A 14,817-nucleotide genomic window follows, 5' to 3' on the forward strand; every position below is an offset into this window, starting at 1 on the left:
CGGGATAACCGACTTTAATGGAGGTTGGTGCAACACATGGCACTTATTGTCCAGAAGTTTGGTGGTACCTCGGTGGGTAGCGTTGAACGCATTGCCCAGGTGGCCGAGAAAATCAAGGGGTTCAAGGCGCAGGGTCACGATCTGGTGATCGTGGTGTCGGCCATGAGTGGCGAAACCAACCGTTTGATCGATCTGGCGAAGCAAATGCAGGCAGTGCCTGATGCGCGTGAGCTGGATGTCATCGTTTCCACCGGTGAGCAGGTAACCATTGGTCTGTTGGCCATGGCCCTGAAGTCCCGGGGCGTGCCGGCGGTTTCCTATACCGGCAGCCAGGTTCGCATCGTTACCGACAGCGCCCACAACAAGGCCCGCATCCAGCATATCGATGACGCCAATATCCGCGCTGATCTTGAGGCGGGTCGGGTGGTGATTGTTGCAGGGTTCCAGGGGGTCGATGAGCAAGGCAACATTACTACGCTTGGTCGTGGTGGCTCCGATACCACTGGAGTAGCTCTGGCCGCTGCGCTCAAGGCTGACGAGTGTCAGATCTATACTGATGTGGATGGGGTCTATACCACCGATCCGCGAGTAGTGGAGCGCGCCCGTCGACTGGACAAAATCACCTTTGAGGAGATGCTGGAAATGGCCAGTCTGGGCTCTAAGGTGCTGCAGATCCGCTCGGTCGAGTTCGCCGGCAAGTACAACGTCCCGCTGCGCGTGCTGCACAGCTTCAAAGAGGGTCCCGGGACCCTGATTACCCTTGAGGAAGGTGCTTCAATGGAACAACCAGTCATTTCCGGTATTGCCTTCAATCGTGATGAAGCCAAGCTGATCATTCGTGGTGTGCCTGATACCCCGGGTGTGGCCTTCAAGATCCTGGGGCCGATCAGTGCCGCTAATATTGAAGTGGACATGATTGTTCAGAACGTGGCTCAGGATAACACTACCGATTTTACCTTCACCGTGCACCGCAATGACTTGCGCAAGGCGGAAGACATTCTGCGCAAGGTGGCCGAAGATATCGGCGCCCGGGAGGTCGGTGGCGACGACAAGATCGCCAAGGTCTCGATCGTTGGGGTTGGCATGCGCTCCCATGCTGGCGTTGCCAGCAAAATGTTTGAGGCGCTGTCGCGCGACGGTATCAATATTCAGATGATCTCCACCTCGGAAATCAAGATCTCGGTAGTAATCGACGAGAAGTATCTGGAGCTGGCGGTACGTGCCTTGCACACCGCATTCGACCTGGATGCCGAAGCGGCAGCTGGCGATCACCTATAATCTGATTGATGGGTTGGGGTTTTTTGCCCCTCAGGGCACGGTGTCTGGCTGCCGTGTCCGCCGGTCGAGGAACCGTGGAAACAATCTGCGACTAAAGCGGACGAACACGGGGCAGGGATAGCAGTCAAGATGACTAGCCGTCCCGGCTGTATCGACAGGCAACAAGCCGGTTTTTTGCAGACTGCTGTGTCCTGATCAAAGCAAGGAGAAATGGAATGCTTATTCTGACTCGACGGGTTGGTGAAACCCTGATGGTGGGCGATGAAGTGACTGTAACCGTACTGGGTGTCAAAGGAAACCAGGTGCGAATTGGCGTCAACGCCCCGAAAGAAGTGGCGGTGCATCGCGAGGAAATCTACCAGCGCATCCAGAAAGAAAAGGATGAAGAACCAAATAGCTAATTTTATTGAATTTTTCGTTGCATTCGCGGCGGCGCGCAGTTAGTATTCTGCGCGTGTTACGGAGAGGTGGCCGAGAGGCTGAAGGCGCTCCCCTGCTAAGGGAGTATACCTCAAAAGGGTATCGCGGGTTCGAATCCCGCCCTCTCCGCCACTTTTGCTTGTTGTAGTGGCGTCAAACGTTAGTTTCTGAAATTAAAGAAAAAAATGTTTGACAGGTGGTTTAAAAGCCCTATAATTCGCACCCACAACGCACTCGTAGCTCAGCTGGATAGAGTACTCGGCTACGAACCGAGCGGTCGGAGGTTCGAATCCTCCCGAGTGCGCCATACAGAAAACCCACTGACATGTCAGTGGGTTTTTTTTTGCCCGAAGGGTGGCCGCCGAGGCTGAGCCGGCGTCCAAAGCCTGCTAGGCTTGGAAGCGTTGGCTATCGTTGATTCGCAAGGGTCGACCAGCGCTGGTTTGTCCTGTCATGGAAGTATGGCTATGTCAGAGCTCAACAGAAAATCTCCGGAAAGTCTTCAGGACCGGCTGGACCAGGTGGTGCAGTTGCTCAATCGCCATCGTCTGGTGGAGAACCTCGTGCACAAGCAGGAGGGTCAGCATCAGGAGTTGGTTGAGCATCTGGTGCATCAGCAGAACCTGGCTGAGCTGCAGCGCAAGCTCGACGAGTTGCACCCGGCTGACGTTGCCTTCATTTTAGAATCGCTGCCGCTGGAAGAGCGTCTGGCGATCTGGCAGTTGGTACGTTCCGAGCGTGATGGCGACATCCTGCTTGAGGTCTCCGACGCGGTCAGGGAAACCCTGATTGCCGACATGGACAGCCACGAGATCATCGCGGCTGCCAATTCCCTTGATGCTGATGAACTGGCTGATCTGGCTCCGGATCTGCCGCGCGATGTGGTTCGTGAGCTGATGGATACGCTGGATGCCCAGCAACGTGAGCGACTCAAGTCGGCCTTGTCCTATGACGAGGATCAGGTTGGGGCGTTGATGGACTTCGATATGGTGACCATTCGCGATGATGTCACCCTTGAGGTCGTGATTCGCTATCTGCGACGTTTCGATGAGTTGCCTGACCATACCGACAAGCTGTTCGTGGTTGATACCGAAGGCGCTCTCAAGGGCGTGTTGCCGATCAAGAAGCTGTTGGTTGGTTCCCCCGATGCTCTGGTGGGGGAAGTCATGGCCGAGGATCCGGTGGTGTTCGATCCGGAGGATGATGCCGGGGAGGCTGCCCAGGCGTTCGAGCGTTATGATTTGGTGACGGCGCCGGTGGTGGATGCCAAGGGCAAGCTGTGCGGGCGTCTGACTATCGATGAGATGGTCGACTATATCCGTGAGGAGAGTGAAGCTGAAGTGCTGAATGCGGCGGGTCTGCGCGAAGAGGAGGATATCTTCGCCTCGGTCTGGAAGTCGGTGCGCAACCGTTGGGCCTGGCTGGCAATCAACCTTTGTACTGCGCTGGTCGCTTCGCGGGTGATTGGCTTGTTTGAGGGCTCGATTGAGAAGTTGGTGGCGCTGGCAGCCTTGATGCCAATCGTTGCCGGGGTTGGTGGCAACTCGGGTAATCAGACCATCACCATGATCGTGCGCGGGATTGCCACCGGCCAGGTTCAGGTCGCTCACGGTAAGCGGCTGTTGCGCAAAGAGGTCGGTGTGGCGCTGTTCAATGGCTTGTTCTGGGGAATGGTACTGGCTGGAGTGGCCTATCTGCTCTATGGCAATCTGCCGTTGTCGGTCGTACTGCTCTCGGCAATGACGCTGAACATGTTGCTGGCTGCTGTTATGGGGGTATTCATACCCTTGATCCGGCTACGCCTGGGGCGTGATCCGGCGCTGGGCTCAAGTGTTATGATCACCGCAATTACTGACAGTGGCGGCTTTTTTATCTTCCTGGGGCTCGCAACTATCTTCCTGCTCTGAAATAGGCTGACCGAGTGGTCAGTGATGTCGCCTGGATTGCTAAAAATGTCACATCAGGATACATTAGCCCGGTTTTTGCTATAGGCGGGATCAATCTGGGAGGGTTGCGGCTGATCAGTCGCCGATTTGTTCCGCTGATATCTTAAAGGCATGCCGATTGGCGTGCCTTATTATTGCAGGAGATACAATGACTTCGTCCGACTTGCTGCTTGAAGGTGTGGAACTGATGCTCATCGGCATGGGCTCGGTGTTCACTTTCCTGGTGATCCTGGTGATCGCGACAACCCTCATGTCCAGAATTCTGGGACGCTTTTTCCCTGAAGCGGCCCCTGCACCGGCTGCCGCCGCTGCCCGGCCTGCCGCTCCGGCTGCGGTCGATGCCGAGACCATCGCCGTCATCGGTGCCGCGATCAAGCAGCACCGCGCCAAGCGCCGCTCCTGACACCCATTTTTCTTTAATCACGGTTTCCCATTACAAACAAAGGCCATAACCCTATGACCGATACCAAGAAGCCCCTGGGCATTACCGATGTAATCTTGCGCGACGCCCATCAATCGATCCTTGCGACCCGGATGCGATTGGAAGACATGCTGCCGATTGCCGGCAAACTCGACCAGGTTGGTTTCTGGTCGGTTGAGTCCTGGGGCGGAGCGACCTTCGATGCTTGTATCCGTTATCTGGGAGAGGATCCTTGGGAGCGTATCCGTGAGCTGAAGAAGGCCATGCCCAATACCCGTCAACAAATGCTGTTGCGCGGTCAGAATCTGTTGGGTTATCGGCACTATGCCGACGACGTGGTGGAAAAGTTCGTTGAGCGTGCCGCCGTCAATGGCGTAGATGTGTTTCGGGTATTCGACGCGATGAACGATCCGCGCAATCTTGAAACCGCCCTCAAGGCTGTGAAGAAGCAGGGCAAGCACGCTCAAGGCACGATCTCCTATACCACCAGCCCAGTACATACCATCGACATGTGGGTCGACCTGTCCAAGCAAATCGAGGACATGGGGGCGGACTCGATTGCGATCAAGGATATGGCTGGGATTCTCACTCCATACACGGCCTTTGAGCTGGTCTCGCGCCTGAAAGCGACTCTGGATATTCCGGTTCACATGCAGTGCCATGCCACTGCCGGTCTGTCGACTGCTGCAATCCTCAAGGCTGTTGAGGCCGGCATCGACAATGTCGACACTGCCATCTCCTCAATGTCCATGACCTATGGCCACTCGCCGACCGAGTCGGTAGTAGCGATCTTCAAGGATACTGATCGCGACACCGGTCTGAATCTGGATCTGCTGGAAGAAATCGCCGCCTACTTCCGTGAGGTGCGCAAGAAGTACGCCAAGTTCGAGGGTAACCTCAAGGGTGTGGACTCGCGGATTCTGGTTGCCCAGGTTCCGGGTGGCATGCTGACCAACATGGAAAGCCAGCTCAAGGAGCAGGGCGCTAGTGACAAGTTCGATGCCGTGCTGGCCGAAATTCCACGCGTGCGCGAAGACTTGGGCTTTATCCCGCTGGTAACTCCTACCTCACAGATCGTTGGTACCCAGGCGGTGATCAATGTCCTGACCGGTGAGCGCTACAAGTCGATCACCAAGGAAACTGCCGGTGTTCTGAAAGGCGAGTACGGCGCTGCGCCGGCCCCGTTCAATGCCGAGTTGCAGGCCCGTGTACTGGATGGCGCTGAAGCCATTACCTGCCGCCCGGCTGATGTGCTCGAGCCGGAAATGGACAAGCTCAGCGCCGAGCTCCAGACAATTGCTCAGGAGAAAGGGATCAAGCTGGCCGCCGATGCAATCGACGACGTGCTGACCTATGCGCTGTTCCCGCAGATCGGTTTGAAATTCCTGGAAAATCGTGGCAATTCCGATGCCTTCGAGCCGGTGCCGACAGGTAAGGAAGTCAGTGCCGCGGCCAAGCCGGGCGAGCCGGAAGTCTATACCGTGACCGTTAATGGCAAGGAGTTCGTGGTTCAGGTTGCCGATGGTGGTGATATCACTGGTATCAAGCCTGTCTCTGCCGATGGTGCCGCTCCGGCTGCTGCGCCTGCTGCGTTGCCGGCTGGTGGCGGTGACCCGCAGGCTGCTCCGTTGGCTGGCAATATCTTCAAGGTGCTGGTCAATCCGGGCGATCAGGTCCAGGAGGGTGATCTGGTGATGATCCTTGAGGCCATGAAGATGGAAACCGAAGTGCGAGCCTTCAAGGCCGGCACTGTTGGCAGTGTCAACGTCAAGGTCGGCGACGCGGTAGCGGTCGGCGATACCTTGCTGACCATCGGTTAAGGGGGAAGGTTCATGGAGAAGCTTCTCCAGTTGTGGCAAACCACTGGTTTGGCCCATATCGCACCTGGCCAACTGGTGATGATCGTCATTTGTCTGGGCTTGATCTACCTGGCCATTCGCAAGGGCTTCGAGCCCTTGCTGCTGGTGCCGATTGGCTTTGGCGGGATTCTCGCCAACCTGCCGATCGCCGGCATGGGTGATCCGGGTGGGTTGTTGTACATGTTCTACAGTGCCGGGGTACCAACCACAGTATTCCCGCTGCTGATCTTCATGGGCGTGGGGGCGATGACCGATTTTGGTCCCATGCTTGCCAATCCGCGTACTCTGTTGCTTGGTGCGGCGGCCCAGTTTGGTATTTTCGGTACCTTGCTTGGGGCTCTGGCGCTTACGGCCTGGGGTATTCCTGGTTTTGAGTTCAGTATCCAGGAAGCCGCGTCGATTGCCATCATTGGTGGTGCCGATGGTCCGACTTCGATCTTCGTGACCTCGCAGTTGGCTCCGCACCTGCTGGGACCGATTGCTGTGGCGGCCTATGCCTATATGGCGCTGGTGCCGATGCTGCAGCCGCCGATCATGCGTGCTCTGACCTCGCAGAAAGAGCGGGCCATCACCATGACTCAGCTGAGGGTCGTCAGCAAGACCGAGAAGATCATTTTCCCGCTGTTGCTGCTGATGCTGGTGGCGATGCTGTTGCCTTCAGCGGCTCCTCTGGTTGGCATGCTGTGCTTCGGTAACCTGATGCGCGAGTGTGGTGTGGTCGAGCGTCTGGCCGATACCGCCCGCAATGCGTTGATCAACATCGTTACCATCGCCTTGGGTCTGGCGGTAGGTTCGCAGCTCAAGTCCGAGTCGTTCCTGCAGTTGACCACCATGGGTATCCTTGTACTGGGTATGGTGGCCTTCTGTGTTGGTACCGCGGCTGGTGTTCTGATGGCCAAGTTGATGAACCTGGTCAGTAAGCAGCCGATCAATCCGCTGATCGGTTCGGCTGGGGTTTCGGCGGTGCCGATGGCCGCACGGGTCTCGAACAAGGTCGGTCTTGAGGCCAATCCGCAGAACTTCCTGCTGATGCATGCCATGGGGCCGAACGTTGCCGGGGTGATTGGTTCGGCAGTGGCGGCGGGTATCCTGCTCAGCTTTGCCGGCTAATAAGCTGCTCCAGCCAACAAAAAAACCCGCGAAAGCGGGTTTTTTTGTGCCCGGTCTAAGCCGGGTACGGGGTGCCTGCGAGTGAGCTGATCAGGCTCAGGCAGATTCGCTGGCCAGCAGGGCGAGCAGGGCGTTTTGCTGGCGCCGGCTCATTTCCCGGAAGCGCAAAAGCAGTTCGCGTTCGGGGTGGCTCAGGTTGTCCAGTTGTTGGTCATTGAGAACATGGCGGCTCGGATGCTCGGGCAGGCTGGGCAGATCCAGCAGGCTGTGTTCCAGCCGGGCGATGATTTCCGAGTTCATGCTGCGGTGATGTTGTTTGGCGACGTCTGCAATACGGTCGCGCATACCTTGCGGCAGGCGAACGACAAACTTGTCGGCGGTACGGCTAGTGTAGTTTTGGGTTGCAGTTTTCATAGGGCAACAATAATCGCTTTTGAAGATTAATCGATACTGGCCAATTGGAATCCGCGAGGCTTCCTGCCATCCAGAACACCTGCCAATCAGGCATCAGCGCCATAGATGAATTTTGACAGCAATTTCTACTTCAGTGCCTGCCTTTATACTCTTTTTTTGAACCAGATGGCACATTGGCGACAAAATAATGTCTATCTTTGTGACAAAATTCCGACGGATGGCATTTTGGAACTATCCGGCGGTCTGGCCTGTCTAGAGTGGTCAAGCGGCTTGGCTTTCGGGTAAGATGCCGCCACCATTTCAGCGACGGCCCCGTTGGCCAGTCACTCTTTGAGTGGTAATTCCACCAGTGGTTCCCTGTGCGCTTGTAGCTCAGCTGGATAGAGCAACCGCCTCCTAAGCGGTAGGTCGCCGGTTCGAATCCGGCCTTGCGCACCATTTCCCTGTTATCGTTGCCTACACTGGCTCTATACGTCGGTTATGTTGTTTCCATGGAGGATCGATGCCCAGAACCTTGACTGCGTTTTCCTCGTTGTATTTCGCCACGCTGTTGATGCTGCTTGGCAGCGGTTTGCTCAGTACTTATCTTGGGTTGCGACTGGCCCAGGACGGAGTGAGCGAGCTGTGGATCGGTGTGATGATGACCGGCTATTACCTGGGACTGGTGCTGGGTGCGTCGGTAGGGCACCGGTTGATCGCTCAGGTTGGTCATATCCGCGCCTTCGTGGCTAGTGCTGGGGTGGTTACAGCATCGGTGTTGGGGCACGCTCTGACCGGTAGTGTCGAGATCTGGCTGGGGCTGCGCATTCTGGTCGGCATGGCGATGATGTGTCAGTACATGGTGCTTGAAAGTTGGCTCAATGAGCAGTCCGAGTCCCATCAGCGTGGCATGGTATTCGCCAGTTATATGGTAGTGACCTATCTGGGGCTGGTCTTGGGGCAGGTGGTGCTGACGGTCATGCCGGAGCTGGATATCAAGCATCTGCTGTTGGTCGCGATGTGCTTCTCCCTGTGTCTGGTACCAGTCGCGGTTACCAAGCGCCTGCATCCTGCACCGTTGCACCCGGCACCACTCAAGGTCCGGTTATTTGTGCAGCGGATTCCGCAGGCCTTGACCACTGTCGCGGTTGCCGGCTTGCTGCTGGGCGCGTTCTATGGACTTGCTCCGGTGTTTGCCAGCGGTGTTGGTTTGAGCACCTCGGAAATCGGGGTATTCATGGCCGTGGCCATTGGTGCTGGTTTGTGCGCGCAGTGGCCGGCAGGCTGGTTGTCGGACCGTTTTGAACGCAGTCGGACCATTCAGTTGAATGCCATTGTGCTGACCGGAGTGGTGTTGATCATCGCTCTGACGGCGGCTCCCGATTTTGCCTTGCTGGTGCTGACTGCGATGTTTGGGGTGCTAGCCTTCACTCTTTATCCTTTGGCGGTAGCGTTGGCCAACGACCATGTTGAGCAGGAGGAGCGGGTGCCGCTCTCGGCAATGTTGCTGGTGACCTTCGGTCTGGGTGCCAGTTTGGGGCCTTTGCTGGGTTCGCTGGTGATGAAGCAATGGGGCATTGAGATGCTCTATGTGTTTATGGCCTGCTGCAGCATGATTCTGGTGGTCAAGGTCAGACCGGGTACGGTAACGGGTGATCATCTGGTCGAAGAGGCGCCAGTTCATTTTATGCCGGCTGCCGGTAACGTAGTGAGTTCACCGCTGGCGGCTGCTTTGGATCCGCGGGTTGATGAGCAGATGGTGGTCGAGCAGATGCTGGACGATGGTGATGCGCTGGCTGCAATGAGCGAGCGGGACGAAGATCAGGCCGATCATCGCCCCGGCTAGACAGGGTCAGAACAGATCATTCTTCTCAAAACGGCGGGCCTCGCGCTGGAGTTGGTTGACGAAGCGGTCGATCTGGCGCTGGATATTGGGACTGGCCTGCTTGAACTTGATTCCTACCTGGGTTTCATCCTGGTTGGCGTCGTAGTGGCAATGACGGATTTCCACGCTTACCGGCATGCGCCCGCTATCGGGTAGTTCCAAGTAACTGAGGTCGAACACTTCGCCTGGTTGCAGGCGTTCGTGCCAGGCACCGGCAAGGCGGATTTTGCAGCCGGTGGCGGATATGTCGATCAGTTGGCCGTTGGCTTCATAGCTGCGCTGACTGTGGACCAGTCCGAGTTTGGTATTGAGCCCGCGGGCTACAGCTGCCCTGAACGCGCCACGTTTCTGGTGATAGGTCAATTCAAGCGGCAGGCTGGTTTCAAACGCCGGAGCGTCATCGAGCATGACCTGGCGGGCGCTCGGACAGTACCAACGAATATGCACGCCGTCACGCCAGGCGTCCACCTGAAAGGCTTCCTGCTGGCTCATGTAGCGATTGCCTTCCAGGGGGATCAACTCATCGATCCATAGACGATCATTGTCCAATTGGACGATAAAGCTCTGAAACGCCTGGTGGCGATCATCGAAGCTGATTTTCAGCGGTTCACGGTGTTGCTGCAAACCTTTGAGCAGGGCCAGGATTTCGATGCTCGAACGAATCTCGCGGGGCGGCTGTGGGCCAGCTTCTTCTTCAAACAGGTTTGACACTTAGGTATCTCGGCTCGAACGACAATCGGTCAACTATAGCAGGCTGATGGCCTTGTGACAGCCATCTCAGGCCTTGCTCAATGGCCTGCCTTGACTGCCATGAATTTGACCCAGGCGATCATACAAATTGCTACTGGGTTCGCCTTGGTTGCGCAGCATGTCGAGCAGGCGCACCGTGACGTGCTGGTTGTGATGAACCAGCCGGGCGTTGCGCTCATTGGCTTCACGGCATTGTTGCAAAGCCTGAAGCAGTTCCCGGTATTGAGTGTGCAAGGCTTCGCCGTGAGTGTCATGGATATGACGCTCAAGTTCGCCGGTGGCGGCCAGGCCCTGGCTCTGGCAGTAGCTGGTGAGCGCGCTGTCCAGTTGGCTCAGTGCTTCTATCACGGGGGCTTTGGCGGCTACCAGAGTGTCAAGCTGCTGTAGGTCGCGGGCGCTGAGAGCGGCCAGTTCCTGGTCCAGAAGCTCAATGAATTGACGCCCGTGCTCAAGGGTACGCTCAATGATGGCGTTAAGGTCTTGCATGCGGTGGCTCCTTGGCGCTAGCCGCCACTCGCACAGGGGGAGTGGCGGGGATCAGTTTTCCAGGTTCAGCAGCTTGTCGGCAATACGGGTGCTGTCGACGCTGTAGTTGCCCTGGGCGATAGCCTGGCGAATCTGGGCGACGCGTTCACTGTCAACTTCCGGCAAATCGCGCAGGCGTTCTTCAATAGCCTGCAATTGTTGTGCCTGGCTGCTGAGCTTGACTGCGGTATCTGCCGCCGGCGGGCTGGCCGGAGCCTTATTGGCCTGGTCTTTGCTGGCGCTTTCGAGCCCAGCATCGCGCTTACCCGCTGCGGCGCCACTCTGGGCGCTACGGCTGCTGCCGTTGGCATTGTTGGAAGCGTTGAAGTCAATAACCATTCTGTTGTCCTCAGGACCTAATATTTTCTATCAACACCTGTAACGGCCGATGTTGGAAAAACTTTAGGAAAAAAACCTGTGACAGGGCGCACAAAATGCCGCAGGTTGCTGATGCCGCAGTATAACCCAGTCGGTTGCTCCTTCACATCGCCACCTGCACCTGCCCGGGGCCCAGAATGCGGGCGGTGACCACTCTGCCCGATCGGGTGTTGCGGACCCGGATCTGACTGCCGGTGATGCCGCCTTCCAGGGCTTCGCCGGGCATACGCACAGCTATCTGGGCGTTGGCGGCGCTGATCACTACCTTGTCGCCACGCCGGACCACTTCATCGAGTTCAAGCTGGCTGGCACTGATGGCGCTATCGGCGCTGATCGGGCGGCGTACCCGCATGCCGACCACCTGGCTCGGGTCGGTCAGGTAGGTGTCTCCCAACTGGCCGATGTCCCGTTCCAGCAAGGCGATATCCTGGTTGCCGATCACGTTATGGCGCCCCAGCGGTCGGACAGCCACTACTACGTTCTGATACAGGCTGACCTGGGCAGGAACAAATAGTCGCCAGCGATTTTCACCTTCGCAACTGACGCGCACCGTGACCCGGCCGACCGGCACTGCCGGACTTTCCAGGCTGACGCTGAGGTCTTGGTCGGCACACTGCGGCAGACGCAGGCGCGGGTCCAGTCGGCTGACCTGGATTTGATAGCGGGCCTCGCGGGCACTGCGGGCCAGGTGCATTTCTATTTCATCCTCAAGAAATGCAGTAGTCGCGCCGATAAGCTGATCAATCAGCGGATTGGCCGAGCTGGCGGCGGAAAAAAATACCGTCAAAGCCATGCACTGTTTGAGAAAACGCATACAATACACCTGGATGGCAAAGGTTGCTGCCCGTCAAGTTGTTGGCATTGCGTTGAATCCAGCAAGAAGCGTGCCGTTCTGCTTACCGTGACCCATAATGTCTATAAGGAGTTGCTCATGGCTGGCGTGATGGATTCGGTCAATCAGCGTACTCAGTTGGTTGGCCAGAATCGCTTGGAGCTCTTGCTGTTCCGGTTGGCGGGCAACCAGCTTTACGGCATCAATGTGTTCAAGGTCAAAGAGGTGCTGCAATGCCCCAAGCTGACCTTGATGCCCAAACTCAACCCGGTGGTTCGTGGTGTTGCGCATATCCGTGGCGGTACGCTACCGATTCTCGACCTGAACAAGGCAACTGGCGGTCCAGGGCTGAGCAACCTGGACAATACCTTTGTGATCATTACCGAATACAACACCAAGGTTCAGGGTTTTCTGGTGCGCTCGGTCGAGCGGATTGTCAACATGAACTGGTCAGAGATTCATCCGCCGCCACGCGGGACAGGACGTGAGCACTACCTGACGGCGGTGACTCGGGTTGATGACCAGATGGTCGAGATCATCGACGTCGAGAAGGTGCTGGCAGAGGTCGTGCCGGTCAACGAGCACTTGTCTCAGGGCCTGGTTGACGAGCAGACACAGGCCGAAGCGGTGTCGCGCAAGGTCCTGATCGTTGATGATTCGTCAGTAGCGCGCAAGCAAGTCAAGCGTTGCCTGGAAGAGGTCGGGGTTGAGGTGGTTGCGCTCAACGACGGCAGGCAGGCTCTGGACTGGCTCAAGGCGTTGGCCGATAGTGGCGAGGATGTTTCCAGCCATCTGTTGATGATGGTTTCGGATATCGAAATGCCGGAAATGGACGGTTATACCCTGACTGCCGAGATTCGCAATGATTCTCGTCTCAATGGCTTGCATGTGATGCTGCATACTTCCTTGTCAGGGGTGTTCAATCAGGCCATGGTGAAGAAGGTTGGCGCGGATGATTTCCTGGCTAAATTCAAGCCGGATGAACTGGCTGGCCGGGTGGTCGCCAGGCTGCATGCCCTGAGGGGAGAGGCGGGTGCCTGAGAGTGGATTTGAATTGATTATGGGGCAAGCTGCGTGACGTCATCCAATCAGGATTTTCAGGTGTTCCGGGAGTTTCTGGAAAAAGCCTGCGGCATTGTGTTGGGAGACAACAAGCAGTACCTGGTGGCCAGCCGGCTCAATCGGTTGATGGATCAGGAAGGCATCAAGAGTCTCGGTGAATTGGTCAAGCGGATTCAGTTCCAGCCGCGTGGCGGCTTGCGCGAGGCAGTTATTGATGCCATGACCACCAATGAAACCCTCTGGTTTCGGGATGTCTATCCCTTCGAAGTGCTCAAGAACCGGTTGATTCCTGAGTTTATTCGAGATAATCCCGGTCAGCGTTTGCGGATCTGGTCGGCGGCCTGTTCTTCGGGGCAGGAGCCGTATTCGCTGAGTATGGCGATCGATGAGTTCGAGCGCGCCAATCTGGGTCAGTTGCGCGGTGGTGCCCAGATCGTTGCTACCGATCTGTCTGGCGGAATTCTCAATGCGGCAAAGGGTGCCGAATACGACAGTCTGTCGGTTGCCCGGGGGTTGTCCCAGGATCGCCTCAATCGCTTTTTCGACCCTCTCGGGCCGGGGCGCTGGGCGGTCAAGCCGGCGATTCGCAATCGGGTTGAGTTTCGGGCCATGAACTTGCTCGACAGTTACGCCATGCTCGGCAAGTTCGATATCGTCTTCTGCCGCAATGTACTGATCTACTTCTCGGCGGAAGTGAAGAAGGACATCCTGCGACGTATGCATGCCACGCTCAAGCCGGGTGGGTACCTGATGCTGGGTGCTTCCGAGGCGCTCAATGGTTTGCCTGAGCTGTACCAGATGGTGCAGTGCAGTCCGGGGATTGTTTACAAGGTCAAGTAGGGTTCTCTGATTCTGCTGATTCTGATTGCCGCCCGCCCTGGGCGGCAATTTGCCTTTTGCCTTTTGCCTTTTGCCTTTTGCCTTTTGCCTTTGCCGCTTTTGCCGTTGCCAGCTTTGCCGCTTGCCGGTCAGGTCTTGCCGCATGGCGTTCTTTTTCTCTTCTATCCCCCTGAAAATAAAGGGCTTGGTGTTTTGGCACGGGCTTTGCTTTTGAACTCCTGAAAGTTATCGGTCGGCTAGCAGCCGGAGTGGGAGTGTCACTATGAGCCTGAATTTTGAGCGTGCCCTGGGGCTGCATGAGCAAGCGCTGAAGTTTCGTGCCGAGCGTTCATCAGTGTTGGCCAACAATATCGCCAACGCCGAAACCCCGAACTACAAGGCCCGCGATCTGGAATTCGCCAGTGTGCTGGAGGCTCAGCAACAGGGGGGCGCCCAACGCTTTCAGGCTAACCAGACACATGCTCGGCATATTGCTGCTGAAAGCCTGATTGATCAGGCGGCGGGGCTGCGTTACCGCGTGCCGCTGCAACCAGCCGTCGATGGTAATACTGTGGATACCCAGGTCGAGCAGGCCAAGTTTGCCGAGAATGCCATTCAGTTTCAGGCCAGTTTCACCTTCCTCGACAGCAAGTTCAAAGGGCTGATGACTGCCCTGCGTGGAGAATAACCATGTCCCTGACCCAGATTTTCAATATTGCCGGTTCCGGTATGAGCGCTCAGTCGCTGCGGCTCAATACCGTGGCCAGCAACATAGCCAACGCTGAAACCGTATCCAGCAGTATCGATCAGACCTATCGGGCCCGGCATCCGGTGTTCGCCACCGTATTCAGCAGTCAGCAAAACCTCGGGCCGTCGCTGTTCGCTCCTGAAAGTGAGCCGGGGCAGGGTGTGCAGGTGTTGGGCATTGTCGAGTCGGACGCCGAGTTGCAGGCTCGCTACGAGCCAGATCACCCGATGGCCAACGAGGACGGGTATGTGTACTACCCGAACGTCAATGTGGTCGAGGAAATGGCCAACATGATGGCTTCATCAAGGGCCTACCAGACCAACGTGGAAATCATGAATACCACCAAGACCATGCTGCAGCGCGTGCTGACGCTTGGGCAGTGATAAGGAAG

17 protein-coding genes and 3 tRNA genes are annotated in these 14,817 nt (G+C 56.9%); 14 read left to right on the forward strand and 6 right to left on the reverse strand.

Going from position 1 to position 14,817, the window contains the following annotated elements; all coding sequences use genetic code 11:
- Positions 1-36: 36 nt before the first annotated feature.
- The 8 genes from C2846_RS05720 to C2846_RS05755 all read left to right on the forward strand — a co-directional run bounded on the left by C2846_RS05720 (position 37) and on the right by C2846_RS05755 (position 7,034).
- Complete coding sequence (locus C2846_RS05720; protein WP_080049987.1) at positions 37-1,278, forward strand: aspartate kinase; 1,242 nt, start codon at positions 37-39, stop codon at positions 1,276-1,278.
- A 215-nt stretch (positions 1,279-1,493) separates the two neighbouring features.
- The gene (gene csrA / locus C2846_RS05725; RefSeq protein ID WP_022963267.1) at positions 1,494-1,679 is read left to right on the forward strand and encodes a carbon storage regulator CsrA; all 186 of its coding nucleotides are present in this window, start codon (positions 1,494-1,496) and stop codon (positions 1,677-1,679) included.
- 60 nt (positions 1,680-1,739) lie between these two features.
- A tRNA-Ser gene (locus tag C2846_RS05730) sits at positions 1,740-1,830 on the forward strand.
- Positions 1,831-1,928: 98 nt separating this feature from the next.
- A tRNA-Arg gene (locus tag C2846_RS05735) sits at positions 1,929-2,005 on the forward strand.
- Positions 2,006-2,165: 160 nt separating this feature from the next.
- Positions 2,166-3,605, forward strand: coding sequence for a magnesium transporter (mgtE, locus tag C2846_RS05740; RefSeq protein WP_080049988.1), 1,440 nt, complete (start codon positions 2,166-2,168; stop codon positions 3,603-3,605).
- Between the two features lie 187 nt (positions 3,606-3,792).
- Complete coding sequence (locus C2846_RS05745) at positions 3,793-4,047, forward strand: OadG family protein (protein ID WP_080049989.1); 255 nt, start codon at positions 3,793-3,795, stop codon at positions 4,045-4,047.
- A 53-nt stretch (positions 4,048-4,100) separates the two neighbouring features.
- Entirely contained in the window at positions 4,101-5,885 is a 1,785-nt protein-coding gene (oadA, locus tag C2846_RS05750) for a sodium-extruding oxaloacetate decarboxylase subunit alpha (protein WP_080049990.1), read from the forward strand.
- Positions 5,886-5,897: 12 nt separating this feature from the next.
- On the forward strand, positions 5,898-7,034 hold the full coding sequence (locus C2846_RS05755; protein ID WP_080049991.1) for a sodium ion-translocating decarboxylase subunit beta: 1,137 nt from the start codon (positions 5,898-5,900) through the stop codon (positions 7,032-7,034).
- Positions 7,035-7,130: 96 nt separating this feature from the next.
- Here C2846_RS05755 and C2846_RS05760 read toward each other — a convergent pair whose 3' ends face one another.
- The gene (locus C2846_RS05760) at positions 7,131-7,448 is read right to left on the reverse strand and encodes an Arc family DNA-binding protein (RefSeq protein ID WP_080049992.1); all 318 of its coding nucleotides are present in this window, start codon (positions 7,446-7,448) and stop codon (positions 7,131-7,133) included.
- A 361-nt stretch (positions 7,449-7,809) separates the two neighbouring features.
- Between C2846_RS05760 and C2846_RS05765 the strand changes: the two genes are divergently transcribed.
- Together C2846_RS05765 and C2846_RS05770 are read left to right on the forward strand one after the other, a co-directional pair.
- Positions 7,810-7,886, forward strand: a tRNA-Arg gene (locus C2846_RS05765).
- Positions 7,887-7,950: 64 nt separating this feature from the next.
- Positions 7,951-9,273, forward strand: a complete 1,323-nt coding sequence (locus tag C2846_RS05770) for an MFS transporter (protein WP_080049993.1) — start codon at positions 7,951-7,953, stop codon at positions 9,271-9,273.
- Between the two features lie 6 nt (positions 9,274-9,279).
- On the opposite strand, the gene C2846_RS05775 is transcribed toward C2846_RS05770, so the two are convergent.
- The 4 genes from C2846_RS05775 to flgA form a co-directional block, all read right to left on the reverse strand.
- On the reverse strand, positions 9,280-10,023 hold the full coding sequence (locus tag C2846_RS05775; RefSeq protein WP_119700934.1) for a flagellar brake protein: 744 nt from the start codon (positions 10,021-10,023) through the stop codon (positions 9,280-9,282).
- 66 nt (positions 10,024-10,089) lie between these two features.
- Positions 10,090-10,548 (reverse strand): flagella synthesis protein FlgN, encoded by a 459-nt coding sequence (locus C2846_RS05780; RefSeq protein WP_119700935.1) that lies wholly within the window; start codon positions 10,546-10,548, stop codon positions 10,090-10,092.
- Positions 10,549-10,599: 51 nt separating this feature from the next.
- On the reverse strand, positions 10,600-10,926 hold the full coding sequence (flgM, locus tag C2846_RS05785; protein WP_080049996.1) for a flagellar biosynthesis anti-sigma factor FlgM: 327 nt from the start codon (positions 10,924-10,926) through the stop codon (positions 10,600-10,602).
- A gap of 142 nt (positions 10,927-11,068) precedes the next feature.
- A complete protein-coding gene (gene flgA, locus C2846_RS05790) occupies positions 11,069-11,779 on the reverse strand; it encodes a flagellar basal body P-ring formation chaperone FlgA (RefSeq protein ID WP_080049997.1) in 711 nt (236 codons plus the stop codon).
- A 117-nt stretch (positions 11,780-11,896) separates the two neighbouring features.
- On the opposite strand from flgA, the gene C2846_RS05795 reads away from it, so the two are divergent.
- Positions 11,897-12,838 carry a chemotaxis protein CheV gene (locus C2846_RS05795; RefSeq protein ID WP_080049998.1) on the forward strand — a complete coding sequence of 314 codons (942 nt, stop codon included), beginning with the start codon at positions 11,897-11,899 and terminating at the stop codon, positions 12,836-12,838.
- Positions 12,839-12,871: 33 nt separating this feature from the next.
- On the forward strand, positions 12,872-13,699 hold the full coding sequence (gene cheR / locus C2846_RS05800; RefSeq protein ID WP_095625378.1) for a protein-glutamate O-methyltransferase CheR: 828 nt from the start codon (positions 12,872-12,874) through the stop codon (positions 13,697-13,699).
- On the opposite strand, the gene C2846_RS18550 is transcribed toward cheR, so the two are convergent.
- Positions 13,692-13,898 (reverse strand): hypothetical protein, encoded by a 207-nt coding sequence (locus C2846_RS18550; RefSeq protein WP_131038205.1) that lies wholly within the window; start codon positions 13,896-13,898, stop codon positions 13,692-13,694. The genes cheR and C2846_RS18550 overlap by 8 nt on opposite strands.
- A 63-nt stretch (positions 13,899-13,961) precedes the next feature.
- Here C2846_RS18550 and flgB point away from each other — a divergent pair, with 63 nt between their 5' ends.
- Both flgB and flgC read left to right on the forward strand, forming a co-directional pair.
- The gene (gene flgB, locus C2846_RS05805; RefSeq protein ID WP_119700936.1) at positions 13,962-14,366 is read left to right on the forward strand and encodes a flagellar basal body rod protein FlgB; all 405 of its coding nucleotides are present in this window, start codon (positions 13,962-13,964) and stop codon (positions 14,364-14,366) included.
- A 2-nt stretch (positions 14,367-14,368) separates the two neighbouring features.
- Entirely contained in the window at positions 14,369-14,809 is a 441-nt protein-coding gene (gene flgC / locus C2846_RS05810) for a flagellar basal body rod protein FlgC (RefSeq protein ID WP_080050001.1), read from the forward strand.
- Positions 14,810-14,817: the final 8 nt, after the last annotated feature.

The sequence above is a fragment of the Pseudomonas jilinensis genome (genome assembly GCF_003586265.1).
GTDB lineage: Bacteria > Pseudomonadota > Gammaproteobacteria > Pseudomonadales > Pseudomonadaceae > Halopseudomonas > Halopseudomonas phragmitis.

Bases quoted from the DNA above. Each gene is read 5' to 3' on its own strand.
- C2846_RS05720 (WP_080049987.1), top strand. From the start codon at position 37: ATGGCACTTATTGTCCAGAAGTTTGGTGGTACCTCGGTGGGTAGCGTT.
- csrA (WP_022963267.1), top strand. From the start codon at position 1,494: ATGCTTATTCTGACTCGACGGGTTGGTGAAACCCTGATGGTGGGCGAT.
- mgtE (WP_080049988.1), top strand. From the start codon at position 2,166: ATGTCAGAGCTCAACAGAAAATCTCCGGAAAGTCTTCAGGACCGGCTG.
- C2846_RS05745 (WP_080049989.1), top strand. From the start codon at position 3,793: ATGACTTCGTCCGACTTGCTGCTTGAAGGTGTGGAACTGATGCTCATC.
- oadA (WP_080049990.1), top strand. From the start codon at position 4,101: ATGACCGATACCAAGAAGCCCCTGGGCATTACCGATGTAATCTTGCGC.
- C2846_RS05755 (WP_080049991.1), top strand. From the start codon at position 5,898: ATGGAGAAGCTTCTCCAGTTGTGGCAAACCACTGGTTTGGCCCATATC.
- C2846_RS05760 (WP_080049992.1), bottom strand. From the start codon at position 7,448: ATGAAAACTGCAACCCAAAACTACACTAGCCGTACCGCCGACAAGTTT.
- C2846_RS05770 (WP_080049993.1), top strand. From the start codon at position 7,951: ATGCCCAGAACCTTGACTGCGTTTTCCTCGTTGTATTTCGCCACGCTG.
- C2846_RS05780 (WP_119700935.1), bottom strand. From the start codon at position 10,548: ATGCAAGACCTTAACGCCATCATTGAGCGTACCCTTGAGCACGGGCGT.
- flgM (WP_080049996.1), bottom strand. From the start codon at position 10,926: ATGGTTATTGACTTCAACGCTTCCAACAATGCCAACGGCAGCAGCCGT.
- flgA (WP_080049997.1), bottom strand. From the start codon at position 11,779: ATGCGTTTTCTCAAACAGTGCATGGCTTTGACGGTATTTTTTTCCGCC.
- C2846_RS05795 (WP_080049998.1), top strand. From the start codon at position 11,897: ATGGCTGGCGTGATGGATTCGGTCAATCAGCGTACTCAGTTGGTTGGC.
- flgB (WP_119700936.1), top strand. From the start codon at position 13,962: ATGAGCCTGAATTTTGAGCGTGCCCTGGGGCTGCATGAGCAAGCGCTG.
- flgC (WP_080050001.1), top strand. From the start codon at position 14,369: ATGTCCCTGACCCAGATTTTCAATATTGCCGGTTCCGGTATGAGCGCT.